The sequence below is a fragment of the Janthinobacterium sp. GW821-FHT03C10 genome, from assembly GCF_059420865.1.
In genome coordinates, this window is record NZ_JBWKUN010000007.1 from 171,069 (window position 1) to 193,411 (window position 22,343).

The 22,343-nt window shown below is 64.0% G+C and carries 22 protein-coding genes; 17 read left to right on the forward strand and 5 right to left on the reverse strand.

Going from position 1 to position 22,343, the window contains the following annotated elements:
- Positions 1-53 precede the first annotated feature (53 nt).
- Both AC07VH_RS22755 and AC07VH_RS22760 read right to left on the reverse strand, forming a co-directional pair.
- The gene (locus AC07VH_RS22755) at positions 54-1,268 is read right to left on the reverse strand and encodes an MFS transporter (RefSeq protein ID WP_494789050.1); all 1,215 of its coding nucleotides are present in this window, start codon (positions 1,266-1,268) and stop codon (positions 54-56) included.
- A 291-nt stretch (positions 1,269-1,559) separates the two neighbouring features.
- Complete coding sequence (locus tag AC07VH_RS22760) at positions 1,560-2,759, reverse strand: extracellular catalytic domain type 1 short-chain-length polyhydroxyalkanoate depolymerase (RefSeq protein WP_494789051.1); 1,200 nt, start codon at positions 2,757-2,759, stop codon at positions 1,560-1,562.
- Positions 2,760-2,998: 239 nt separating this feature from the next.
- Between AC07VH_RS22760 and AC07VH_RS22765 the strand changes: the two genes are divergently transcribed.
- Positions 2,999-3,583, forward strand: coding sequence for a PRC-barrel domain-containing protein (locus AC07VH_RS22765; protein ID WP_070221465.1), 585 nt, complete (start codon positions 2,999-3,001; stop codon positions 3,581-3,583).
- Between the two features lie 215 nt (positions 3,584-3,798).
- Here the strand turns inward: AC07VH_RS22765 and hrpA are convergent, their stop codons facing one another.
- The gene (gene hrpA, locus AC07VH_RS22770; RefSeq protein ID WP_494789052.1) at positions 3,799-7,962 is read right to left on the reverse strand and encodes an ATP-dependent RNA helicase HrpA; all 4,164 of its coding nucleotides are present in this window, start codon (positions 7,960-7,962) and stop codon (positions 3,799-3,801) included.
- Positions 7,963-8,066: 104 nt separating this feature from the next.
- On the opposite strand from hrpA, the gene argA reads away from it, so the two are divergent.
- A complete protein-coding gene (gene argA / locus AC07VH_RS22775) occupies positions 8,067-9,377 on the forward strand; it encodes an amino-acid N-acetyltransferase (RefSeq protein WP_046685875.1) in 1,311 nt (436 codons plus the stop codon).
- 48 nt (positions 9,378-9,425) lie between these two features.
- On the opposite strand, the gene kdsA is transcribed toward argA, so the two are convergent.
- The gene (gene kdsA / locus AC07VH_RS22780; protein ID WP_034750794.1) at positions 9,426-10,271 is read right to left on the reverse strand and encodes a 3-deoxy-8-phosphooctulonate synthase; all 846 of its coding nucleotides are present in this window, start codon (positions 10,269-10,271) and stop codon (positions 9,426-9,428) included.
- Between the two features lie 218 nt (positions 10,272-10,489).
- Between kdsA and AC07VH_RS22785 the strand changes: the two genes are divergently transcribed.
- Together AC07VH_RS22785 and AC07VH_RS22790 are read left to right on the forward strand one after the other, a co-directional pair.
- Entirely contained in the window at positions 10,490-10,762 is a 273-nt protein-coding gene (locus AC07VH_RS22785; protein WP_034750797.1) for an oxidative damage protection protein, read from the forward strand.
- A 179-nt stretch (positions 10,763-10,941) separates the two neighbouring features.
- Positions 10,942-11,466, forward strand: a complete 525-nt coding sequence (locus AC07VH_RS22790) for a DUF6622 family protein (RefSeq protein ID WP_475416824.1) — start codon at positions 10,942-10,944, stop codon at positions 11,464-11,466.
- Positions 11,467-11,502: 36 nt separating this feature from the next.
- Here AC07VH_RS22790 and rpiA read toward each other — a convergent pair whose 3' ends face one another.
- The gene (gene rpiA / locus AC07VH_RS22795) at positions 11,503-12,180 is read right to left on the reverse strand and encodes a ribose-5-phosphate isomerase RpiA (protein ID WP_489630102.1); all 678 of its coding nucleotides are present in this window, start codon (positions 12,178-12,180) and stop codon (positions 11,503-11,505) included.
- A gap of 208 nt (positions 12,181-12,388) precedes the next feature.
- Here rpiA and AC07VH_RS22800 point away from each other — a divergent pair, with 208 nt between their 5' ends.
- From AC07VH_RS22800 to cpaB, 13 genes are all read left to right on the forward strand, one after another.
- On the forward strand, positions 12,389-12,757 hold the full coding sequence (locus tag AC07VH_RS22800) for a response regulator (protein WP_475416826.1): 369 nt from the start codon (positions 12,389-12,391) through the stop codon (positions 12,755-12,757).
- A 2-nt stretch (positions 12,758-12,759) separates the two neighbouring features.
- On the forward strand, positions 12,760-13,386 hold the full coding sequence (locus AC07VH_RS22805) for a chemotaxis protein CheC (RefSeq protein ID WP_475416827.1): 627 nt from the start codon (positions 12,760-12,762) through the stop codon (positions 13,384-13,386).
- 5 nt (positions 13,387-13,391) lie between these two features.
- On the forward strand, positions 13,392-14,363 hold the full coding sequence (locus AC07VH_RS22810; RefSeq protein WP_494789053.1) for a GGDEF domain-containing protein: 972 nt from the start codon (positions 13,392-13,394) through the stop codon (positions 14,361-14,363).
- A 150-nt stretch (positions 14,364-14,513) separates the two neighbouring features.
- Entirely contained in the window at positions 14,514-16,181 is a 1,668-nt protein-coding gene (locus tag AC07VH_RS22815; protein ID WP_494789054.1) for a sensor histidine kinase, read from the forward strand.
- The gene (locus AC07VH_RS22820) at positions 16,178-16,879 is read left to right on the forward strand and encodes a response regulator (protein ID WP_475416830.1); all 702 of its coding nucleotides are present in this window, start codon (positions 16,178-16,180) and stop codon (positions 16,877-16,879) included. Before AC07VH_RS22815 ends, AC07VH_RS22820 begins: the two co-directional genes overlap by 4 nt.
- 255 nt (positions 16,880-17,134) lie before the next feature.
- Positions 17,135-17,281: a hypothetical protein gene (locus tag AC07VH_RS22825; RefSeq protein WP_157814672.1), complete on the forward strand. Its 147-nt coding sequence runs from the start codon at positions 17,135-17,137 to the stop codon at positions 17,279-17,281.
- A gap of 76 nt (positions 17,282-17,357) precedes the next feature.
- Positions 17,358-17,531: a Flp family type IVb pilin gene (locus AC07VH_RS22830; protein ID WP_071322445.1), complete on the forward strand. Its 174-nt coding sequence runs from the start codon at positions 17,358-17,360 to the stop codon at positions 17,529-17,531.
- Between the two features lie 94 nt (positions 17,532-17,625).
- Positions 17,626-17,799, forward strand: coding sequence for a Flp family type IVb pilin (locus AC07VH_RS22835; RefSeq protein ID WP_071654391.1), 174 nt, complete (start codon positions 17,626-17,628; stop codon positions 17,797-17,799).
- Positions 17,796-18,866, forward strand: coding sequence for a phosphatase PAP2 family protein (locus tag AC07VH_RS22840; RefSeq protein ID WP_494789055.1), 1,071 nt, complete (start codon positions 17,796-17,798; stop codon positions 18,864-18,866). Before AC07VH_RS22835 ends, AC07VH_RS22840 begins: the two co-directional genes overlap by 4 nt.
- Positions 18,863-19,450 (forward strand): A24 family peptidase, encoded by a 588-nt coding sequence (locus AC07VH_RS22845; RefSeq protein ID WP_475416832.1) that lies wholly within the window; start codon positions 18,863-18,865, stop codon positions 19,448-19,450. Before AC07VH_RS22840 ends, AC07VH_RS22845 begins: the two co-directional genes overlap by 4 nt.
- 35 nt (positions 19,451-19,485) lie before the next feature.
- On the forward strand, positions 19,486-20,106 hold the full coding sequence (locus AC07VH_RS22850) for a methyltransferase family protein (RefSeq protein ID WP_475416833.1): 621 nt from the start codon (positions 19,486-19,488) through the stop codon (positions 20,104-20,106).
- Between the two features lie 31 nt (positions 20,107-20,137).
- Positions 20,138-21,484, forward strand: coding sequence for a DUF8689 domain-containing protein (locus tag AC07VH_RS22855; protein WP_475416834.1), 1,347 nt, complete (start codon positions 20,138-20,140; stop codon positions 21,482-21,484).
- On the forward strand, positions 21,481-22,329 hold the full coding sequence (gene cpaB / locus AC07VH_RS22860) for a Flp pilus assembly protein CpaB (RefSeq protein WP_475416835.1): 849 nt from the start codon (positions 21,481-21,483) through the stop codon (positions 22,327-22,329). Before AC07VH_RS22855 ends, cpaB begins: the two co-directional genes overlap by 4 nt.
- Positions 22,330-22,343 lie beyond the last annotated feature (14 nt).

Consider the following 22,343-nt stretch of genomic DNA (forward strand, 5'->3'; position numbering starts at 1 on the left):
ATAAACGTCGCAGGAGGTAAAACAAGGTCGACAACACGCGCATCGTTGCGCCATCAGTGCCGGGCCAGCCGCACCTCGCTTTCCCGGCGCCCCGCCATGCCCCGCGTAAACAACAGCAGGCAGGCGGCGATGACCACGATGACGGGGATATTCAGCAGCGCATACGTTTCCAGCGCATAGCCGAAGCGCTGGCACAGCACGTTGTACAGCTGCAGCCAGGCGGACAGATAAATGCAGTAGAGCAAGCTCATGGCGGCCGTCGTCAGTGTCATCGACTCCTTGCTGGCCGTGATCGCGCTGCGGAGCAAGGCGCCGTTGAACAGGCCGAAGCCGATGGAATAGACAAACATGCAAGCGGCAAACACATCGACGTGATGGCGGCCCGCGCCGGCGCCCAGCATGCCGGCCGCCGCGATCAGCCCGCCCATGCGCAGCAGGGAGACGAGCGGGAAATCCTGGCGCAGGCGCTGGATGGCGATGCTGCTGAGGACAAAGCCCGACAGAATCACGCATTGCAGCGCGATATAGGTGGCGTAGGACGCGCCCATTTCCTGCAGCACGAAGATGGGTGAAAAACCGATCCAGGCCGTCAGGGGCACGGTGGCCAGCCCGGCCGTGAACATGCCGAACATGAAGCGTCCGTTGCTGAAAATGGCGGCATAGCTGCGCACGATGGCGGCAAGGTCCAGGCGCGTGGCCGCCGGCGCCGTGCGCGGCATGCTCTTGAACAGGCCCAGCAGGGACAGCAGCGCCAGCAGGCCGGAAAGGAAAAACACGTAGCGCCAGTCCAGCCGGCTGATGATGGCGCTGCCGAGGATGGGACCGGCCAGGGGCGCGAGGATGGTGGTGCTCGACAGAATGCTGCTGAGCTTGACGGCCGCCATGTCGTCGAACAGCTCGTGGATCATGGCATAGCCGACGAAGATGAAACAGCAGCCCATGCCCTGGATGAAGCGCACGGCGAGAAATTGCTCGATGGAAACGGCAAACGGCACGGCCAGCGTGGCCAGCAGGAACAAGGTATTGCCCGTGAGTACCAGCTTGCGCTTGCCGATGCAGTCGGCCAATGGCCCCAGGAAAATCTGCAGGGAACTGCCGCCCAGCAGATACAGGCTCAGGGACAGGGGGACGAATTTTTCCTCCGCCTTGAATTCGTCGACGATGCCCAGCATCGCCGGCATGATCATGTCGTTCGACAGATAGATATTCAGTTCAAAGACGAGAAAAAACGCAAAAAACCACAGCAACTGCTTGGACTTGATGGACATGGCGCGTTCCGTAACGTGGGTGGCTGCCGTCAGTGCATGCCCGCCGTCGGGGCATGGGACGGCGGACACGGCTTCACACTGAAAACGTGTACCAATTGTATACCAGTTCGCATTTTTAACGCCGATTTTTGTGTTTTTTAAATACCGCAACAATACCACTTACGATAATTCCATGGCACTGCGGCAATGGCACCTGCCCTGAAAAGGGCACGGCCAGCATGCCGGCGCGCTGGCGCGGGCATGCCGAGGAGGGAAGAACGATGCGTACCAGTCGGCGCGCGGCGCGGCCGCTTACCGGCGGCGGTGGCTGGCGAAGAAATCGAGCAGCATCTTGCTGGCGTCGGGCTTGGCCTTGTCGTTGAACGGCAGGCTGGCGTCGCCGCCGCTCCACGCATGCTCGAGGTGCTCGACCTGCGCCACGCGCAGCAGCACCTCCTTGCCCACCTGATAATCGTGCAGCGCGTACGCATGGGCCGGATTGCGCCCGCCCGCCGCACCGCCCAGCAGGCGCTGCGCCGTCACCACGGTGTCCAAGGGCATGCGGTTCACGCGCACGCTCTGGCGCACCAGCTGCGTCTGGTTAATGGGCCGCACCACCTTGTCGGCCAGGCCTTGCAGCAGGATGGTGGGCAGGCGGGGGAACGCGGGCTGGCGCGCCAGCACTTCATCGATGGCCGCATCGGCGCGGGCGGCGGCGCCATGCTGCATCACGCCCAGCGCGCCGATCAGGTTATGCCCGGCGCCAAACACGGGCCCGGAATGCAGGCCCAGCGCGGCGAACAGATGGGGATGGTTCAGCGCCACGATATGCGCCATGCCGGCGCCGGCGGAAATGCCGCAGATATAGATGCGCGCGCGGTCGATCGCATAGCGGGCCGCCACCTGCTCGATGGCGCCGACGATCAGGCGCACGTCGCCGCCGCCCTCCTGCGTCAGCTTGTCGTACCACTTCCAGCAGCGGCGCGCATGCGAACGCAGCGATTGCTGCGGATACAGCACGGCATAGCCCTTGCGCTCGGCCAGGCGGTTCATGCGCGTGCCGTCGGCAAACTGCGTGGCGCTCTGCTCACAGCCGTGCAGCATCACCAGCAGCGGCCGGCCCCGGCTGCGCATGGCGGCGCTCGGCGCTTTCTCGGGCAGGTACAAAAAATAAGGCAGGCGCCGGCCCGGCAACTGCCCCAGCTCCGGCAAGGGCGCATAGTGGGCGGCCAGCCACTTGCCCGGCGGGGGCGCCGTTCGCTTGCGCACGCGCGGCGGCGACAGGGGCGTGGCAAACGGCGCCAGCGAGGGCACGGCGTCGCCGGCGGGCCTGACGCGCGGCGTCGGCCTGGTCTTGACCACGGGCTTGCCGCGGGGTTTAGATTTAGGTTTAGGCGTGGGCTTGGCCGGCACGGGCCCGAACAGCACCTTGGCCAGTTTGGTCGCCGTGCGCTGCTGCGCCTTACCGGCGCGCAATAGCCCGCGCAGCCATTTGGCGGCGGGCTTTACCATGGCGCGCGGCGCGCATGTCGTGGTGGAGCGTACCGCAAGTTCATCCCTCTGCATCGTTGCATCGTCAGCATGTGCGGCCTCCTCCGTAGAATGCATAGAGTACCGCAATTGGCCGACCACACCGTACGTTTGCACACGCATAAAAGTGCCCCAGACACCATTGAGGCAGATCAACCGCGAACAGGTGCGTATGCTTAATCTGGATGTTCGATCAGCATTTCACCAGAGGAGAGAACACCATGAGCTACCTGGACCGCGACATCCTGGGCATGTACCGCAACCACGACGGCCCCGGGCCAGCCCTGATGGGGGCCGACACCCTGATCGGGGACGAAGTCTACAATCACAACGACGAGGAGCTGGGCGACATCAAGGAAATCATGCTCGACATGCGCACGGGCCAGATCGCGTATGCCGTGCTGTCCTTCGGCGGCATCCTGGGCATGGGCGACAAATTGTTTGCCGTGCCCTGGGAACGCCTGACCCTGGACACCGTCAACAAGCGCTTCCTGCTCAACGTGGACAAAGACCTGCTGAAAAACGCTCCCGGCTTCGACAAGAACAACTGGCCCGACATGGGCAGCGATGCCTGGAACCAGCAGATGGAAGCGTTCTATGGCAGCGGCACGCGTTACAGCAGCGGCGCCATGGCCGGCAGCCGCATGCCATCGGGCAGCGACCTGCGCGGCGGCGCCAGCCTGCAATCGGGCAGCGAAGGCAGCCTGTCCGGCAGCTCCATGAGCGGCAGCCGCGCCGGCACCAGCAGCCAGAGCGGCTCGCGCTCATCGCTCAGCGATGATGATCTCAATAAAGATAGAACGTAAGTCGGGCAGACCGGACAGGTCGCACTGGTCGCACTGGTCGCACTGGTCGCACTGGTCGTACTGGTCGGGTAGGTCGGGTAGGTCGGATTAGCGGCGCAGCCGCGTAATCCGACACCACCAGCGACACCGTTAACAGCAGCACACCATCCACCGCCCCATCGCCCGCCCAACGATGACGTCGGATTACGCACGCCCTGCGGACGCGCTAATCCGACCTACCGCTGCATCGATTCCCATACCTTCTGCAAGCGTTTGGCAGACACGGGCATCGGCGTGCGCAGTTCCTGCGCAAACAGGGACACGCGCAGTTCTTCCAGCATCCAGCGGAAATCGACCAGCTTCGGGTCCGTGTTCTTGCAGGCCTGGCGGTCCTTGGCCTGGCGCAGATACGGCGCGGCGGCCGATTGCCATTCGGCCATCAACTTGGTGTCGCGCGCGGGGTCGGCGCGCAGTTTTTCCAGGCGCACATTGATCGCCTTCAGATAGCGGGGGAAATGCGCCAGTTGCGTGTACTCGTTTTCCGTCAGGAAGCGTTTGTGCACGAGTCCCTGCAGCTGCGCCTGGATATCGGTGGCCGCCGCTGCGGGAATGTTTTGCAGCCGCTTGGGCAAGCCGTGGAATTCCGTCAGCACTTGCGACAGCAAACGGGCGATTTCATTGACCAGCAAGACCAGGCGCGACTTGCCTTCGGCCTGGCGCTTGGCGAACGAGGCGGCATCCAGCGGCAGCGGATCCTGCAAACACGCGATGTCGAGCGCCTTGTTGATGATTTGCTCGCGCAACTCTTCCTGCGATCCCAGGGCCATGAATTGCATGCCCATCTGCTGCAAGCCGGGAATGCTTTTCTCGACGTACTTGATCTGCTCCTTCATTTGCAGCGCAAATAAACGGCGCAAACCGATCTTGTGCGTGCGGGCGGCCACAGTCGGGTCGTCAAACACTTCCAGGTCGCAATGCGTGCCCTTGTCGACGAGGGCGGGGAAGCCGATCAGGGTCAGCTTGCCCTGCACGATTTCGAGCAGTTCCGGCAATTCGCCGAAGGTCCAGGCCGTCAAGCCCATGTGCTGCGAGACGGTGGCATTGCCTGACGCCGGCGCGGCCGCAGCGGCAGTAGCCGCCCCCTTGCCTGCCGCAACTGTGGCCTGTGCCTGCAGCCGCGACGCCACTTGCGCGCCCGCCACCTTGGCACCGGGCGTGCCCGTGCCGGAAACGCCCGACACTTCGGCCAGCTTCTGGAAACTCTGGCGCGCCTGGCCGCCGAATTCCGCCTGCAGGGTGGCCAGGTTGCGGCCCATGTCGAGCTGGCGGCCATGCTCGTCGATCACCTTGAAATTCATGAAGTGATGGGCCGGCAGGGTTTCCGGCTTGAAATCCGTCGTCAGCACGTTGATCGTGATCTGCGTGCGGATATCGAGGATGATGGCATCGATCAGGTCGCCCCGGCCGAACACGCCCGCCTCATGCACGCGCTCGCAGAATTTCGCCGCATAATCGGGCAGCGGCACGCAGTGGCGGCGCAGCTTTTGCGGCAAGGATTTGAGCAGCAGATGCACTTTTTCCTTCAGCATGCCCGGCACCAGCCATTCGCAGCGCTCGCGCGGCAACTGGTTCAAGGCATACAGGGGCACGCTCAAGGTCACGCCATCGCGCACGCTGCCTGGCTCGAAGTGGTACGTGAGTCCCATTTCCAGGCCCGTCACGGACATGGTTTTCGGGAACAGGTCCGTCGTCACGCCGGCCGCCTCGTGGCGCATCAGCTCTTCGCGGTTCAAATACAGCAGCTTCGGGTTTTCGCGCGTGGCGTCCTTGTGCCATTTCTCGAAACCGGCGCCATTGCACACGTCCGCCGGCAGCAGCTTGTCGTAGAAGGCGGCGATCAATTCATCGTCGACCAGCACGTCCAGGCGGCGCGATTTGTGCTCGAGGTTTTCGATATCCTTGATCAGTTTGTGGTTGTGCGCAAAGAAGGGCGCGCGCGTGTCGAAGTCGCCCCCGACGAGGGCATCGCGGATGAAGATCTCTCGCGCTTCCGGCAAGTTGAAATTGCCGTAGTTGATGCGGCGCTGGCTGTACACCACCAGGCCGTACAAGGTCGCCCGTTCCGATGCCGTCACCTGCGCCGAACGTTTTTCCCAGCGCGGCTCGCCCCACGATTTCTTCAGCAGGTGCTCGCCCACTTTTTCCAGCCACTCGGGCTGGATCTGCGCCACGCAGCGCGCGTACAGCCGCGTCGTGTCGACCAGCTCGGCCGCCATGATCCACTTGCCCGGCTTTTTCAGCAGTGAGGAGCCGGGCCAGATATGGAACTTGATGCCGCGCGCACCCAGATACCCCGCGCCCGGCTCGTCCTCGCCCTTGAAGCCGATATTGCCCAGCAAGCCAGTCAGCAAGGCCATGTGCAAGTTGTCGTAGGTGGCAGGCGCTTCGTTCAGGCGCCAGCCCTGTTCCTTGACGATGGTCAGCAGCTGCGAGTGCACGTCGCGCCATTCGCGCAAGCGCATCTGCGACAGGAAATTCGTGCGGCAATTGTCCTGCAGCTGGCGGTTGGTTTTCTTGTGCTCGATGGCGGACTCGAACCAGCGCCAGATCTTCAGGTAGCTGAGGAATTCCGACTTTTCATCGGCGAATTTCTTGTGCGCTTCGTCGGCCGCCTGCTGGTGCTCCATCGGGCGGTCGCGCGGGTCCTGCACGGACAACGCGGAGGCGACGATCAGTACTTCCGTCAGACAGGCGTTATCGAGCGCGGCCAGGATCATGCGGCCCACGCGCGGGTCCAGCGGCAGCTTGGCCAGCTTGTTGCCCAACGGCGTCAGTTTATTGACTTCATCGACGGCGCCGAGTTCCTGCAGCAGCTGGTAGCCGTCGGCGATGGCGCGCGCCAGCGGCGGCTCGATGAAGGGGAAGGTTTCCACGTCCGTCAGGTGCAGGGACTTCATGCGCAGGATGACGGCGGCCAGCGAGGAGCGCAGGATTTCCGGCTCCGTGAACTTGGGCCGCAGCAGATAATCCTGCTCTTCGTACAGGCGGATGCAGACGCCGTCGGCGACGCGGCCGCAACGGCCGGCGCGCTGGTTGGCGGCCGACTGGGCGATCGGCTCGACCTGCAGCTGCTCCACCTTGTTCCGGTAACTGTAACGTTTCACGCGCGCCAGGCCAGCATCGACCACGTAGCGGATGCCGGGCACCGTCAGCGAGGTTTCCGCCACGTTGGTGGCCAGCACGATGCGGCGCGCATTGCTGGTTTTAAACACGCGCTCCTGCTCTTCGGCCGACAGGCGGGCGAACAGGGGCAGGATTTCCACGTGCGGCGGATGGTGCTTGCGCAGCGCCTCGGCGCAGTCGCGGATTTCGCGCTCGCCCGGCAAGAACACCAGCACGTCGCCCGAGCCGATGCGGCACAGCTCTTCCACGCCATCGACGACGGCATCCATCAGGTCGCGTTTTTCGCGCGCGGCAGCCGTGCGCTGGCCGGGCTTGTCCGCGTTCGCGGCACCCGGCATGGCCACCTGCTCGCGCTCCACGGGACGGTAGCGCACTTCCACCTGGTACAGGCGGCCCGACACTTCGATCACGGGCGCCGGTTTTTCCGGCGTGCCGAAATGGCGCGAGAAGCGCTCGGCATCGATGGTGGCCGAAGTGATGATGATCTTCAGGTCGGGCCGGCGCGGCAGCAGCTGTTTCAGATAGCCGAGCAGGAAATCGATGTTCAGGCTGCGTTCGTGCGCTTCATCGATGATGATGGTGTCGTAATTTTTCAACAACGGGTCGGTCTGCGTCTCGGCCAGCAGGATACCGTCCGTCATCAGCTTGACGGACGCGCCACGGCTCAGGGTGTCGGTAAAGCGCACCTTGAAACCCACGGTTTCGCCCAGCGGCGTGCCCAGTTCCTGCGCGATGCGCTTGGCCGTCGACGAGGCGGCGATGCGGCGCGGCTGGGTGTGGCCGATCATGCCCTTCTGTCCCCGTCCCAGTTCCAGGCAAATCTTCGGCAGCTGCGTCGTCTTGCCGGAACCCGTCTCGCCCGAGACGATGATGACCTGGTTTTCCATCAGCGCCTTGGCGATTTCTTCGCGCCGGCCCGAGACGGGCAAGTCTTCCGGATAGGTAATCGGTGGCAGCGGATTGCGGAAAGCCTTTTCCGCCTCGCGCGCGGCGCGGGCCGCATCACGGCTCTCGCGGCTTTCGCGGCTGGCCTGGTCATCGCGCGGCGCCTGCCCCTCGCGCGGCGGACGCGGCGCGCGCTGCTGCTGTTGCTGTCGCTGTTGCTCTTTCTGCTGTTCCGCGCGTGGCGGCTGCTGCCTTTGCTGGCTCACGGGCGGGCGTGATCGGCCTTGCGCAGGCGTGGCGGCAGGCGTGGCAACCCCCCCACTGGCGGGCACATTTGCAACGGTGGAAGGAGGGGAAGACTTATTGCTGGCTGAAGACATTGTTTTTTACAGGTATTTTAAGCGCGCACATCGCGCAGCGAATTATAATGCGCTTAATGGAAAACCCTACCCAATTCGTCCAATGGCTGCGCTCCGTCGCGCCCTACATCCACGCCTTTCGCGGCAAGACCTTCGTGGTCGCCTTCCCCGGTGAACTCGTCAGCGCCGGGGCGCTGCAGGTGCTGGCCCATGATTTGTCCCTGCTGCATGCGCTGGACATCAATGTCACCGTCGTCTACGGCTCGCGGCCGCAGGTGGCGGAACAACTGGCCTTGCGTAATGTCGAAGGCCGCTTCCACAACGGCGTGCGCATCACCGACATCGCCGCGCTGGAATGCGCAAAGGAAGCGGCCGGCGAACTGCGCCTCGATATCGAGGCCGCGTTCAGCCAGGGCTTGCCGAACACGCCCATGTCGCATGCGGCCATCCGTATCATTTCCGGCAACTTCATCACGGCGCGCCCGCTGGGCGTGATCGACGGCGTGGACCTGGAACTGACGGGCATCACGCGCAAGGTCGACGCCGAAACCATCCACTCCATCCTCGGTTCGGACGGCCTGGTGCTGCTCTCGCCGCTGGGCTTCTCGCCCACCGGCGAAGCGTTTAATCTCACCATGGAAGACGTGGCGTGCAGCGCCGCCATCGCCCTGCACGCGGACAAGCTGATCTTTATTACCGAGACGCCGATGATGGAAGACGCCACGGGCGTGGAAATCCGCGAACTGTCGTCGCACCAGGCCGAAGCCGTGCTGATGGCCGGTTTTCTGCCCGACGCCACGGCGTTTTATCTGAAGCATTGCGTCAAGGCTTGCCACAACGGCGTCGAGCGCTCGCACATCGTGCCCTTCTCGATGGACGGTTCGGCCCTGCTGGAATTGTTTACCCATGATGGCGTGGGCACCATGATCAGCCATGAAAACCTGGAAAGCCTGCGCCAGGCCACCATCGAAGACGTGGGCGGCATCATCAAACTGATCGAACCGCTGGAAGCGGACGGCACTTTGGTGAAGCGGGGCCGCGAGCTGATCGAACGCGAAATCGATTACTTCTCCGTCATCGAGCATGACGGCGTCATCTTCGGCTGCGCCGCCCTGTACCCCTTCCCCGCGCAAAAGATGGCGGAAATGGCATGCCTGACGGTGAACCCGGAAGTGCAAGCCCAGGGCGACGGCGAACGCATCCTGAAACACATGGAAAACCGCGCGCGCGCCGCCGGCCTGAACAAACTGTTCGTGCTGACCACGCGCACCTCGCACTGGTTCAAGAAACGCGGTTTCGTGCCGGCCACCGTCGACGATCTGCCGAAGGACCGCCAGCATATGTATAACTGGCAACGCAAATCGCAAGTCTTAATTAAAACCCTGTAACACGTGAAAAAGCCCGGCATGCCGGGCTTTTTCTTTACTGAAACATCCTTACTTGATGTTCAGCGGGGCAAACGATTTCACCAGGTCGTCGAGCGCCTTCAATTGCGCCAGGAACGGTTCCAGCTGGTCCAGCGGCAAGGCGCTGGGGCCGTCGCAGCGGGCGTTGTCGGGATCAGGATGGGCTTCCAGGAACAGGCCGGCGATGCCGACGGCCAAACCGGCGCGGGCCAGGTCCGCCACTTGCTGGCGGCGGCCGCCCGAAGCGGCGCCGCCGGGATCGCGCTGCTGCAGGGCGTGCGTGACGTCGAAGATGATGGGCAAGTCGTCGCAGGTCTTTTTCATGACGCCAAAACCCAGCATGTCGACCACCAGGTTGTCATAGCCGAGGCAAGTGCCGCGGTCGCACAGGATCAGCTGGTCGTTGCCCGCTTCCTTGAATTTCTCGACGATATTGGCCATCTGGCCAGGGCTGAGGAATTGCGGCTTCTTGATGTTGATCACTTTACCCGTTTTCGCCAGGGCCACGACGAGGTCCGTCTGGCGCGCCAGGAAGGCGGGCAATTGCAGCACGTCCACCACTTCGGCCACCTGCTGCGCCTGCCATGGCTCATGCACGTCGGTAATCACGGGCACGCCGAACGCCGCCTTGACGTCCTGGAAGATGCGCATGCCTTCTTCCAGGCCAGGGCCGCGATAGGAATGGATCGAGGAACGGTTGGCCTTGTCGAAACTGGCCTTGAACACATAGGGAATGCCCAGTTTTTGCGTCACGCGCACATATTCTTCGCAGGCGCGCATGGCGAGATCGCGCGATTCGAGCACATTGATGCCGCCAAACAGCGCAAAGCTGCCTGTATTGCTGACGTCGATGCCATGGACTTTCACTGAGGTCATAGGGATTCCATATTGGTTAATTGTTACTACTTGCTTGGACGAGGCCCGCCAGCGGCTGGCGCGATAAGGCATCTTACTAGCTAGGGCGGCGCAGATCAAATTTGATCCAGCGCAAGCGCCCGGCAAACGGCGCGTGGCCCGGTCGCGACGGCCCCGCGAGGGCAGGCGCAAAGTGCCTTATAATCACGCTTTATCTCTACACTGATTCAGGAGCACAGATGGCCCGCACGATCCACTGCATCAAACTCAACAAGGAAGCCGAAGGACTGGACTTCCCGCCGTACCCGGGCGAACTGGGCAAGAAGATTTACGAATCGGTGTCGAAAGAAGCGTGGGCCGCCTGGCTCAAGCACCAGACCATGCTGGTCAATGAAAACCGTTTGAACCTGGCCGACGCGCGCGCCCGCAAATACCTGGCCACGCAGATGGAAAAGCATTTCTTCGGCGATGGCGCCGATGCCGCCATGGGCTACGTGCCGCCAACGGAATAAGTTTTTCAGCATTCCCGCCCGTGGCCGCCGCGCCGCGGGCTGTTTCATCCCTCCCCGTTTCACGCCGCCTGACGCTGTTTCACGGCTGACCTTTCCCGTTTCGTCGCACCCCGCTCGCCGCCCCTGCCGCCCGCTGGCACAGTACGTCCATCGACAACCTCACTCCAAAGGCGGACACCATGTTGCAGCACATCTTCAGCCACACTCCCCTCTACGTCTGGGCCATCCTGGGCTTGCTCGTCTACCGGGGCGTGCTGGCCAGCCGCGCGCGCGAAGTGAGCTTGCGCAAGCTGTGCATCATTCCCCTGGTCATGCTGACCCTGTCCTTGAGCGGCGTGCATGGCAGCTTCGGTTTGGCCGGCGTAGCGCCGTTCGCCTGGGGCGCCGGCGCACTGGCCGGCGCGGCGCTGGCATGGTCGTTGACCAAGACAGACGCCATCGTGGCCATTCCCGCGCGGAGCAGCGTGCAGCGTCCCGGCAGCTGGGTGCCGTTGATCCTGATGATGAGTATTTTCTGCCTGAAATATGCGGTGGCCGTGACCCTGGCCATCGCACCGGCCTATGCCCATGCGAGCGGCTTCATGCTGCCCGTCTGCCTCGCCTATGGCTGCTTCAGCGGCATCTTCCTCGGCGGCTTGCTGCGCACCGTGGCCGTGTACCGCCAGGCGCACATGACAAGCGGCCCGCAAGGGGCCGCCGTGTAGGTCAGATGCAAACGCCGGCGAACGCCGGCTATCGTCTTAGTAGGCCAGCGTACGCACGCCTTCCGGCATGCCCAGCAGGCAGACATTCGCGCCGCGCACGGCGAACAGGCCGACGGCGATGACGCCGACGATCTGATTGATCTGCTGCTCCAGCGCCACCGGGTCGGCAATCTGCAAGCCCAGCACGTCGATGATCTCGCCGCCATTATCCGTGATGAATGCTTCCGTGCTGCCGGCCTTCAGGCGCAAGCGGGGCGTGCCGCCCAGCGCGGCCAGCTGGCGCGAGACGGCGGCGCGCGCCATCGGCACCACTTCCACCGGCAGCGGGAAGGCGCCCAGGGTTTCCACCAGCTTGGAGCCGTCGGCGATGCAGACGAACTGTTTCGCTACGGAAGCAACAATCTTCTCGCGCGTCAATGCCGCGCCGCCGCCCTTGATCATGGCGCCGCTGGCCGTGATCTCGTCGGCGCCGTCGATGTAGACGGCGATCGACTCGACGTCGTTCAGGTCGAAGACGGGAATCCCATGGCCTGCCAGACGCGCTGCCGTCGCTTCGGACGACGCGACCGTCCCCTTGATGCGGTCCTTGATCTTGGCCAGTTCATCGATGAAAAAGTTGGCGGTGGAACCGGTGCCGACACCGATGATTTCACCGTCCACCACATAGGCTATGGCGGCGCGGGCTACGGCTTGCTTCAATTCGTCTTGGGTCATGGCAAAAAAGGGCTAAAGTGAGGAATCCCGCTATTTTAACGGATTGCCAGCCCGGCCAGCCGGCCATGATGACGGGCCATGCGATGGAATACAACAGGCAGCCGAAAAAGCTTTGCCCCAGGGCAACTCCCCAGCCAATTACTCTCTATGCCCTCTAAAATATGCGAAAATGGCACGATTGACCGATATGACGTTTCAGGAATAGCCAATGAATCACAGTAAACAGGTACTTGTTGTCGATGACAGCCGGGTTTCACGTTTGATGTCGCATCAGTTCATCCTCAGCAAACATGCCGACTGGCAAGTGATTGAGGCGGCGACGGGTGAGGAAGCCCTGGAAAAAGTCAAGACAGTCAGCCCTGTGCTGATATTACTGGATGTCAATATGCCCGGCATGGGCGGCGTGGCGGCGGCGGAACAATTGCGCGTGCTGTGCCCGCAAACGCACATCGTTCTCGTCACGGCGAACGTGCAAAACGCCATCCGCAACCGTGCCAGCGAAATGCAAGTCGGTTTCATGGAAAAACCGATCACGGAAACCCGCATCCACCAGCTGATCGAGTCACTGGGACTGTGAGCATGGTCAATCTCTCCGAACTGGAAAACGATGCCCTCGTGGAGATATTCAACATCGGGGTGGGCCATGCGGCGGCCGCGATGAGCGAGATCGTCAATGAAGAAGTCACCATGTCGGTGCCGTCGATCACGTTCCTGAACCGTGCCGATGCGGCCGCCTTGCTCGGTAGCAAGAAGGATGGCGAACGCATCTGCGGCGTCAGCCAGCATTACGATGGCGCTTTCGCCACGGAAGCCATCCTGATGTTCCCGGAAGACAAGAGCCTGGAAATCGTGCGCCTGATGGTGGGCGACGCCATGCCGCTGCAGGAACTGACGGAGATGGAACAGGAGGCGATGAGCGAGATCGGCAACATCATCCTCAATTCCTGCGTGGGGACTTTGGCCAACCTGTTCGACAGCGAACTGCATGGCTCGCTGCCCCTGTACCACGTGGGCACCAGCGCGGAAATCCTGTCCTCGTTCGGCGGCCAGGATGACGACGCCGTCGTGCTGATGCTGCATATCGACTTCGTGCTGTCCAAGCACCAGATCCACGGCTATGTGGCGTTCGTGCTCGACCTGTCCGCCTTGCACGACCTGAAACAGCAGGTCAGCCACTATCTGGCCAAGGTCCTGGGACAGGCGTGACGATCATGCCGGATGCCTTACACCGACTCGCCCTGCTCGAGAGCATACTCGGTGCCGTGAACCTGGGCGCCATCGTGCTCGACGAGCAGCACCGCATCGTGCTGTGGAACCAATGGATGGCGCGCCACTCGGCCCGCCAGGCCGACGCCGTGCTGGGCCAGGAATTCTTCGCCGTCTTTCCGGAACTGCGCCACAAGCGCATCGATTCGGCCATCACCCAGGCCCTGCGCGACAATTTCCAGTCGCTGCTGTCGCAAACCCTGCACAAGGCGCCGTTTGCCCTGTACACGCATGGCGCGGCCGCAGGCGGCAACGACGGCGAGGAGCGCATGCAGCAGGCGATCGCCGTCACGCCGATCAATTTGCCCGGTTCGCCGCGCCACTGCCTGATCCAGATCAATGACGTCACCATCGCCGTGGGCCGCGAAAAGCTGCTGCGCGAACAAACCATGGTGTTGCGTTCGCAAACTTTTTCCGACGGCTTGACGGGCATCGCCAACCGCCGCCACTTCGACGTGGCGATCGAAAAGGAAACGCGGCGCGCCATGCGCACGAGCAGCCCCCTGTCGCTGCTGATGATCGACATCGACCATTTCAAGGATTACAACGACCATTACGGCCACCAGCAGGGTGACGGCTGCCTGATCCGCGTGGCGGCCGAACTGGCCGCCATGCTGCAGCGTCCCACCGACCTGCTGGCGCGCTATGGCGGCGAGGAATTTGCCGCCATCCTGCCCGACACGGACGCGGCGCAGGCGCTGCGCATGGCCGAGTCGATCCGCGAGCACGTGGCCGAGCTGCGCATTCCGCATGCCAAGACGGTCAATGACGCCAAGCACATCACGGTCAGCATCGGCATCGCCACCCAGCACCCGCAGCAGCAGCCGACCATCTCCGCCCTGATCGGCGCCGCCGACCGCGCCCTGTACCTGGCCAAGGGCGCCGGGCGCAACCGCGTGATGGTGCAGCCGCTATAAAAAAAGCAACGCAGGGCAAAGGATTCCAGTAGACATCTTTACGGCAGGTGGGTAGACTCGTTATTGATTGCAGCAACAATAACAAGAATTTATCTGTGGTATCTATCCCTGCGCATGGCGCCCCCATGCGGCACATGGCCAGGAGCGCTTGTGAATCTCGATCCTCCCCTCAGATCCGGCTTGCCGGGTGCCGGCATGGATACGACCATGGTCAACGGCATGCGCCTGCTGCTGTCGAGCGCCACCTTGCTGACCCTGTTCATCGATCCCGAAAGCGCCGGCAAGCTGAGCAAGATCACCTGGCTGATCTTTTCCGCCTACACCATGCACAGCCTGCTGCTCTACGTGCTGGCCGTGCTGGGCTTCAGCCTGCCCCAGGACATCTTGCTGTACTGGCTCGACGTGGCCTGGTATGCGCTGATCGTGTTTTCCACCAGCAGCCACAACAATTTATTCTTCCTGTTTTTTTTCTTTGCCATCCTGACCTCGTCGTTCCAGCGGGGCTTCGAGGAAGGCGCGCGCGTGACCCTGGCCTCGGCCGGCCTGTTCGCCGCCACCGCCCTGTTCGGCGAAACGGGGGCGGAACTGTCGCGCCTGCTGCTGCGCACCACCTTCCTGCTGGCGCTCGGCTACATGATCGCCTATTGGGGCGGCTCGGCCATCACCCAGCGCAGCCACCTGGCGCTGCTGCGCGATGTCAGCCAGTTGTCCAATCCGCGCTTCGGCGTCGACCAGACCATCACCTCGGTGCTGGAAAAAACCCGCAGTTATTTCAACGGCCGCAGTTGCCTGCTGATCATGCAGGACAAGGGCACGCGGGTCTGGTCGCTGCGCAGCGTGATTCAAACGGGCACGACCGTCGTGCATACCAGTTCGCTGCTCAGCGACGACGCGGCCAGCCCCCTGCTCGCTTTCCCGCACGATAAAATCGCCCTGTACAACCAGCCCGCCGGCCGCTGGCTGCCGTGGACGGGCGGCGCGCGCATGCTCGATCCCGACAGCGGGCGCTGGCTGCGGCACGACGACGCGGCGGGCGCCCGCCTGGCCGAGCTGCTCGAAGCGCACGCCTTCATCAGCGCGCCGCTGCCCCTGCGCAATGGCAAAGGCCGCATCTTTATCGTGTCCGCCACCAGCATGAGCAAGACGGATGCCCTGTTTCTCAGCCATATCGGCGCGCAGGCGTTTCCCGTCATTGAAAACATCGACCTGCTCGACCGCCTGGCGTCGCAGGCGGCCTCGCGCGAGCGCGAAAAGATCGCGCGCGACCTGCACGACACGGCCGTGCAGCCGTACATCGGCTTGCGCCACGGCCTGGCCGCCCTGCGCAACGAAGCCACGCCGGGCAACCCGCTGCTGCCCGAACTGGAAAAACTGATCATCATGTCGGGCCAGGTGATCGCCGACCTGCGCAGCTACGCGCGCACGTTCAAGAACGGCCAGGTGCAAAGCGAGCCGGAACTGCTGGTCGCGCTGCGCCGCCAGGCCACGCAGATCCGCGAATTCTATGGCATCGACATCGCCCTGCATATCGAAGGCGACCTGCACATCAACGACCGCCTGGCGGCCGAGGTGTTCCAGATCGTCAACGAAGGCATGAGCAATATCCGCAAGCATACGTCGGCGCGCCACGGCGCCGTCAAGCTGACCTGCGTGCAGGGTGCGCTGCACATCAGCATCGACAACGAATGCGCCGCCGCGCACGTCCCCGATTTCCTGCCCGACTCGCTGGCCGAGCGCGCCGCCGCCCTGGGCGGCACGGCCCGCGTCACGCATGGCATGCTGGGCAACACCTCCGTACAGATCGAGATCCCCATATGAACGACTTACGCCACGTGCCACCGGCCAGCCATGTCATCAGCGTCATGCTGGTGGACGATCACAAGACCATGCTGTGGGGCCTGGAGCGGCTGATCGGCGGCGAGCACTCGGGCATGCGCGTGGTCGCCACGGCCTCCGACAGCGCCGAGGCGCTGGAGCAGGCGAAGGCGCTGCAACCGGATGTGATCGTGCTGGACCTGGACCTGGGCGGCATCAGCTCGCTGGCCATCCTGCCCGCGCTGGCGCAGTGCGGCGGCACGCGCGTGCTGGTGCTGACGGCCAGCCACGACCAGGCCATCCTGGACCAGACGGTACTGAAAGGCGCGCGCGGCATCGTCAGCAAGGATGCGCCCGCGGAAATGGTCCTGAAGGCCATCGAAAAAGTGTACCAGGGCGAGCTGTGGCTGGAACACGCGATGCTGGGACGCATGCTGACGCAACTGACCCAGCCCGGCGGTGGCTCGGCGCAAGCCATCGCCATCGCCAGCCTGACCCTCAAGGAAAGAAAGATCATCGCCGCGCTGGTGCACGGCAGCGGCACGCCGGCCAAGCTGCTGGCGGACCAGCTGTTCATTTCCGAACACACCTTGCGCAATCACCTGACGTCGATCTACCGCAAGCTGGGCGTGTACAACCGCCTGGAACTGTACGCCTACGCCACCAAGCACCAGCTGGGCCAATTGCCGCCCGGCGCCTGACGCCACTGTCCTCCTGCACGGCCGCCGCACGGCCGCGCCTTCCCTCACCGCCGCCCCCTTCGCCAGCCAGCGGCGCGGCCTGCGCCCCTGCGCCTGCGCGCCAGACTCGACCATGACAATTGTCACGAAAAAAACAAGCAGTTCCTCCTTGCAATAAAAGGATGTTCTTCTGATGTAGATCAAGCTGGCAAATTCTATAGTGGTGTTACCGGAGTGCAGATTACCGCAGCGGCCCACCACGACACGGAGCACAGCATGCGCCTTGACAAGTTTCTTCCGACTGCCCTGATCACCTATCTACAGGGCAAGGAGAAGGCTGCGTTCTACCGCTATGCCCTGGTGGCGGCCCTCATGGCGGTAGTCTGCATCATCGGATTGCTGGCACTGGGCGAAAGCCCATGACGCCAGCGCACAGCAGCAGCACAGTTGTCATGTCGTTTTATCCACCGTTGTACCTTAACCACCACCAGGAGTTGTCATGAACCTCATCAAAAACTTTATCCGCGAAGAAGATGGCGTCACCGCAATCGAATATGGCCTGATCGCCGCCCTGATCGCCGTGGTGATCATCGCCGCCATCACCATCGTCGGCACGCAGCTGAAAAAGACCTTCAGCACCATCGGCACCAAACTCACCACCGCCAATGGCTGATGCGGTGCGGTCCGGGCCGGCCCAGCGCCAGCCCGGACTACGCTTCCCCATATTCCCGGCACGCCCACCTTGATACCGCCTAGCGAGGCCCATCGTGAAATCTCTCTTCAGCCGTTTATCCGACGAGTCCGCCGTCACAGCGATCGAATACGCGTTGCTGGCGGGCCTGATCGCGGCAGTGCTGGTGGTCACGATCACCGTGCTGGGCGACCAGGTCAAGCTGCTGTTTGTCTACGTCAAGGACCAAGTGGTCCTGGCTCTGTCATGAACGCCCTGCGCGCCTCGCTGCGCACCCACCGCGCCCTGCTGCTGATCGTGCTGCTGTACGCCGCCGCGGCGACCTTGCTGGCCGGCGGCCTGCCCAGCGCATCGGAGATCCTCAACGTGCTGGCCGGCTTCCTCGTGGCCATCCTCACGGGTCCCGTCTTCATCCTGTGCGGCTACACCATCCACGTCATGGTGATGAAACGCCCGCACCGCCTGTGCCACTATCTGTACCACGATCTGCGCCGCTACCTGAGCAACGAGCGCCTGCTGCACGCGCTGCCGGCCATGCTGCTGATCCCCGTCTTCGCCTCCAGCTTCACCGTCTTCAAGGGCGCCATCCCGCGCCTGCATCCCTACACCTGGGATGCCACCCTGTCCGCCTGGGACGTCGCGCTGCATGGCGGCATGGCCCCTTGGGAAAGGCTGCAACCGCTGCTGGGCCATCCGCTCGTCACGGGCTTGCTCAACTTTAGCTACCACTTCTGGTTCTTCCTGTTCTACGCCATCCTGTACTGGCTGATCCTCGACACGCGCCGCCCGCTGCTGCGCATGCAGTTTCTGCTCAGCTTTGCGCTGACCTGGATCGTCCTCGGCAGCATCCTGGCCGTGCTGTTTGCCTCGGTCGGCCCCTGCTACTACGGCCACCTGCACGCCAACGATCCGTATGCGCCGCTGATGGCCTACCTGCATGACGCCAACCAGCACGTCCCCGTCTGGGCCCTGCAGGTGCAGGACATGCTGTGGCAAGGCTATCAAAGCAAGGGCGCGAACGGCGAACTGGGTATCTCCGCCATGCCCAGCATGCATGTGGCCACGGCCGTGCTGATGGCCATCATGGGCTGGAAGGTCAGCCGCGCCGCAGGGATCGCCCTGTCCGCCTTCGCCGTGCTGATCCTGCTCGGCTCCATCCACCTGGGCTGGCACTATGCGCTCGACGGCTATGTGGGCGCGGCCGGCGCGGCGCTGGTATGGCGCCTGGTGGGACGGCTGCTGGGCAGCCAGGCCGCGGCGCCGGCCATGCACGTGGCCACGGCGCCCTGCATGGGCAAGGAAGGACTGACGTCATGAACGCCCACCTGCCCATGCTGCTGTGCCTGGCCGTGCTGGCCACCCTGCTCGCCAGCGCCCTGTGGCACGACCTGCGCACGCGCCGCATCCCGAACCGGCTGGTGCTGTGGGGCACGCTGGCGGGCTTGATCCTGAACAGCTTCGTGCCGCCAGGTAGCGGCCTGTTCGACGCCTCCTTCGGCGGCCTGGGACTGCTGCAAGCCCTGGCCGGCGCCGCCGCCGGACTGGCCCTGCTGCTGCCCATGTACCTGCTGCGCGCCCTGGGCGCCGGCGACGTCAAGCTGATGGCCATGTGCGGTGCCTTCCTCGGTCCCGACGCCGTGCTCGAAGCGGCCCTGCTGACCTTCCTGTGCGGCGGCGTACTGGCCCTGGCCGCCGCGCTGGCCGGCCAGCGCCTGCGCCAGGTGCTGAAAAACACGTACCACATGATGCTGGGCGCGCTGCTGCACAGCCTTGCCGGCGGCGCCGCCACGATCGCCGAGCCGCCGCCGGCCACCGGCAAGCTGGCCTACGCCTTCGCCATCGCCAGCGGCACCGGCTTGCAGGTGTTCCTGCATTACACCCACCTGTGGAGTCTGCGCTGAAACGCGCCGCCTGCCCGCCACCCAAGGACACGACCATGGACACCCTCGCCACCCTCTGCCACTCCCGCGGCGCCAGCCTGTTTACCAGCATCACCATGGCCGGCCTGTGGGCGTTCTTCGCCAGCGCCCACGTGGTGGGATTCCTGCACAGCGGCGACTGGAGCTATCTGCTGTTCTGCGCCGCCGAAACCCTGGCCGCCCTGTTCTTCATCGTGCGTTCGGCCCCCGTCAGCGTCTCCACCGATGCGGGCGACTGGCTGCTGGCCATCGGCGCCACCTTCGCGCCCTTCCTCCTGTCCCCCGCCGACATGGCCATCTGGCCCGGCGCCCGCTACCTGCTGGCCGTCGGCAGCCTGCTGCAGATCGCCGGCCTGCTGTCGCTGAACCGCAGCTTCGGCCTGGTGGCGGCGCAGCGCGAGATCAAGACGGGCGGCGTCTACCGCGTGATACGCCATCCGCTGTACGCCAGCTACCTGATTTCCCTGAGCGGCTACCTGCTGGCCAATACCTCGGCCGCCAACACCGTCACCTATGTCGCGACGATAACCATGATGGTGGCGCGTTTGCTGCGCGAAGAACGCTTCCTGTCCGCCGACGTGCGCTATCGCGTCTACATGCGCCAGGTGAAGTACCGCCTGCTGCCCTTCATCTTCTGATACCCAGCCACCCCAGCGAGGAGTACCTATCATGCCTGACACCTATCCAGAACGCAGCGACGGCGGCGGCGTCGAACCGGCGGCCAAGCGCGCGCCACGCACGGTCGAGGAAACGGGATTGCCCTTCCTGTTCCTGGTCGAACTGCTGGTCAAGATCCTCTTCCTGCGCGGCCAGATCGGCCTGCCCGCCCTGTCGACGCACGTGAAACTGGGCGCCGGCGTGCTCGAACCGCTGCTCACCTTCATGCGCGCCGAAAAACTGTGCGAAGCGCGCCGCAACGGCGGCAGCGGCACCGACGCCGACCTGTATTACATGCTGGGCGACCAGGGCCGCCTGCGCGCCGCCGAGTACATGCGCCGCAACGCCTACAGCGGTCCCGCCCCCGTCACCCTGGCCGACTACAGCAACCAGGTGCTGGCGCAAAGCGTGGCCGACATGCACGTCACCCGCGACGACGTGCAGCGCGAATTCCGCGACGTGGTGGCCAGTTCGGCCGTGCTCGACCAGCTGGGCGCGGCCATGAATTCCGGGCGCGCCCTGTTCTTCCACGGCCCCGCCGGCAGCGGCAAGAGCTACCTGGCCGAGCGCCTGAACGGCCTGCTCAGCGGCGCCATCGCCCTGCCCCATGCCGTGATGGTCGACGGCGAAGTGCTGCCCTTCCTCGACCCCATGCTGCACACCCTGTCAAGCAAAGGCCTCGTGCCATCCGACCCGCGCTGGGTGCGCGCCGAACGCCCCGCCGTGCTGACGGGCGGCGAGCTGACGCTCGACATGCTGGACCTGCAATTCGACCAGGGCACCCGCCTGTACCAGGCGCCGCCGCACCTGAAGGCCAACAACGGCATCTTCATCATCGACGACCTGGGTCGCCAGCGCTGCTCGCCCGTGGAACTGATGAACCGCTGGATCGTGCCGATGGCGCGCCACATCGATTACCTGTCGCTGCACACGGGCTACAAATTCCCCGTGCCCTTCGACGTCATCGTCGTGTTCTCGTCGAACCTAGCGCCGCAGCAGCTGGCCGACGATTCCTTCCTGCGCCGCATCGGCTACAAGATCCATGTGGGTCCCTTGAGCGCCTACCACTACCTGGCCGTGTTCCGCAGCACCTGCGCCCAGCTGGGCATCAATTTCGACGAAGCCTCCTATACCTACCTGCTGCACCTGCATAGCCTCTACAAGCGGCCCTTGCTGGCCTGCTATCCGCGCGACATCCTGGCGCAGGTCTGCGACCAGGCGCGCTATGAGGACCACGCGGCGCAGCTGTCCCCGGAAGTGCTGTTCTGGGCATGGCAAAACTATTTCGGCAGCGATGACGACCTTGCAAGCACACATAACGGACCGGCAGCGGTCCAGCACAAAGGGGAAGCAAAATGAGAAACGCACGCGCTCTGACGATGATGGCCATTGCGGTCATCCTGGCGTTCGCCGCGGTCATCGTGGCCGCGCGCTGGATCAATGCCCAAGCCTCGGGCAACATCAACAAGGTGGCCGTGGCCCAGGTCGACATCAGCCTGGGGGCGCGCCTCACGCCCGACATGGTCCGCATGGTGGACTGGCCATCGAACGCGCTGCCGCCGGGCGCCATCAACGATCCGAAACTGCTGGAAACGCGCGTCACGCGCACCAGCATCCAGCACGGCGAACCGATCATGGAAGGCAAGCTGGCGCCTCCCGGCACGCAAGGCGGCCTGTCGGCCGTCGTCGCCGAGGGCAAGCGCGCCATGACCGTGCGCGTCAACGACGTGGTGGGCGTGGCCGGCTTCGCCCTGCCCGGCAACTTCGTCGACATCCTCGTCAACACCCAGGGCGAAGGGGCGCGCAAGACGCCGGACCGCGATCCGAATATTTCCAAGATCGTGCTCGAACGCATCCTCGTGCTCGCCATCGCCCAGGAATCGAACCGCGACGACACCAAGCCCAAGGTGGTCAACGCCGTGACCCTGGAGCTGACGCCGGAACAAGCGGAAAAACTCGACCTGGCGCGCAGCGTGGGCACCCTCTCGCTGGTGCTGCGCAACCAGATCGAGGACAAGCCCGTCAACACGGAAGGCGCCACCAAGTCCAGCTTGCTCGATGAAAAGGTCGCCATGGCCGCCCCCGCCGCCATAGTGCAAGCCAAGCCGCTGCCACGCCGCCGTCCCGCCGCCGCGCCGGCACCACAGGCCGGTCCGCGCGTCGATGTCATCAAGGGGCTGGAACGCAGCTCCCAACAATTCTAACCTGCACCAGAGGA

Excerpts from the sequence above, each read along its gene's own strand:
- AC07VH_RS22755 (WP_494789050.1), bottom strand. The coding sequence starts at position 1,268 with ATGTCCATCAAGTCCAAGCAGTTGCTGTGGTTTTTTGCGTTTTTTCTC.
- AC07VH_RS22760 (WP_494789051.1), bottom strand. The coding sequence starts at position 2,759 with ATGGTAAAGCCCGCCGCCAAATGGCTGCGCGGGCTATTGCGCGCCGGT.
- AC07VH_RS22765 (WP_070221465.1), top strand. The coding sequence starts at position 2,999 with ATGAGCTACCTGGACCGCGACATCCTGGGCATGTACCGCAACCACGAC.
- argA (WP_046685875.1), top strand. The coding sequence starts at position 8,067 with ATGGAAAACCCTACCCAATTCGTCCAATGGCTGCGCTCCGTCGCGCCC.
- kdsA (WP_034750794.1), bottom strand. The coding sequence starts at position 10,271 with ATGACCTCAGTGAAAGTCCATGGCATCGACGTCAGCAATACAGGCAGC.
- AC07VH_RS22785 (WP_034750797.1), top strand. The coding sequence starts at position 10,490 with ATGGCCCGCACGATCCACTGCATCAAACTCAACAAGGAAGCCGAAGGA.
- AC07VH_RS22790 (WP_475416824.1), top strand. The coding sequence starts at position 10,942 with ATGTTGCAGCACATCTTCAGCCACACTCCCCTCTACGTCTGGGCCATC.
- rpiA (WP_489630102.1), bottom strand. The coding sequence starts at position 12,180 with ATGACCCAAGACGAATTGAAGCAAGCCGTAGCCCGCGCCGCCATAGCC.
- AC07VH_RS22800 (WP_475416826.1), top strand. The coding sequence starts at position 12,389 with ATGAATCACAGTAAACAGGTACTTGTTGTCGATGACAGCCGGGTTTCA.
- AC07VH_RS22805 (WP_475416827.1), top strand. The coding sequence starts at position 12,760 with ATGGTCAATCTCTCCGAACTGGAAAACGATGCCCTCGTGGAGATATTC.
- AC07VH_RS22810 (WP_494789053.1), top strand. The coding sequence starts at position 13,392 with ATGCCGGATGCCTTACACCGACTCGCCCTGCTCGAGAGCATACTCGGT.
- AC07VH_RS22820 (WP_475416830.1), top strand. The coding sequence starts at position 16,178 with ATGAACGACTTACGCCACGTGCCACCGGCCAGCCATGTCATCAGCGTC.
- AC07VH_RS22825 (WP_157814672.1), top strand. The coding sequence starts at position 17,135 with ATGCGCCTTGACAAGTTTCTTCCGACTGCCCTGATCACCTATCTACAG.
- AC07VH_RS22830 (WP_071322445.1), top strand. The coding sequence starts at position 17,358 with ATGAACCTCATCAAAAACTTTATCCGCGAAGAAGATGGCGTCACCGCA.
- AC07VH_RS22840 (WP_494789055.1), top strand. The coding sequence starts at position 17,796 with ATGAACGCCCTGCGCGCCTCGCTGCGCACCCACCGCGCCCTGCTGCTG.
- AC07VH_RS22845 (WP_475416832.1), top strand. The coding sequence starts at position 18,863 with ATGAACGCCCACCTGCCCATGCTGCTGTGCCTGGCCGTGCTGGCCACC.
- AC07VH_RS22850 (WP_475416833.1), top strand. The coding sequence starts at position 19,486 with ATGGACACCCTCGCCACCCTCTGCCACTCCCGCGGCGCCAGCCTGTTT.
- AC07VH_RS22855 (WP_475416834.1), top strand. The coding sequence starts at position 20,138 with ATGCCTGACACCTATCCAGAACGCAGCGACGGCGGCGGCGTCGAACCG.
- cpaB (WP_475416835.1), top strand. The coding sequence starts at position 21,481 with ATGAGAAACGCACGCGCTCTGACGATGATGGCCATTGCGGTCATCCTG.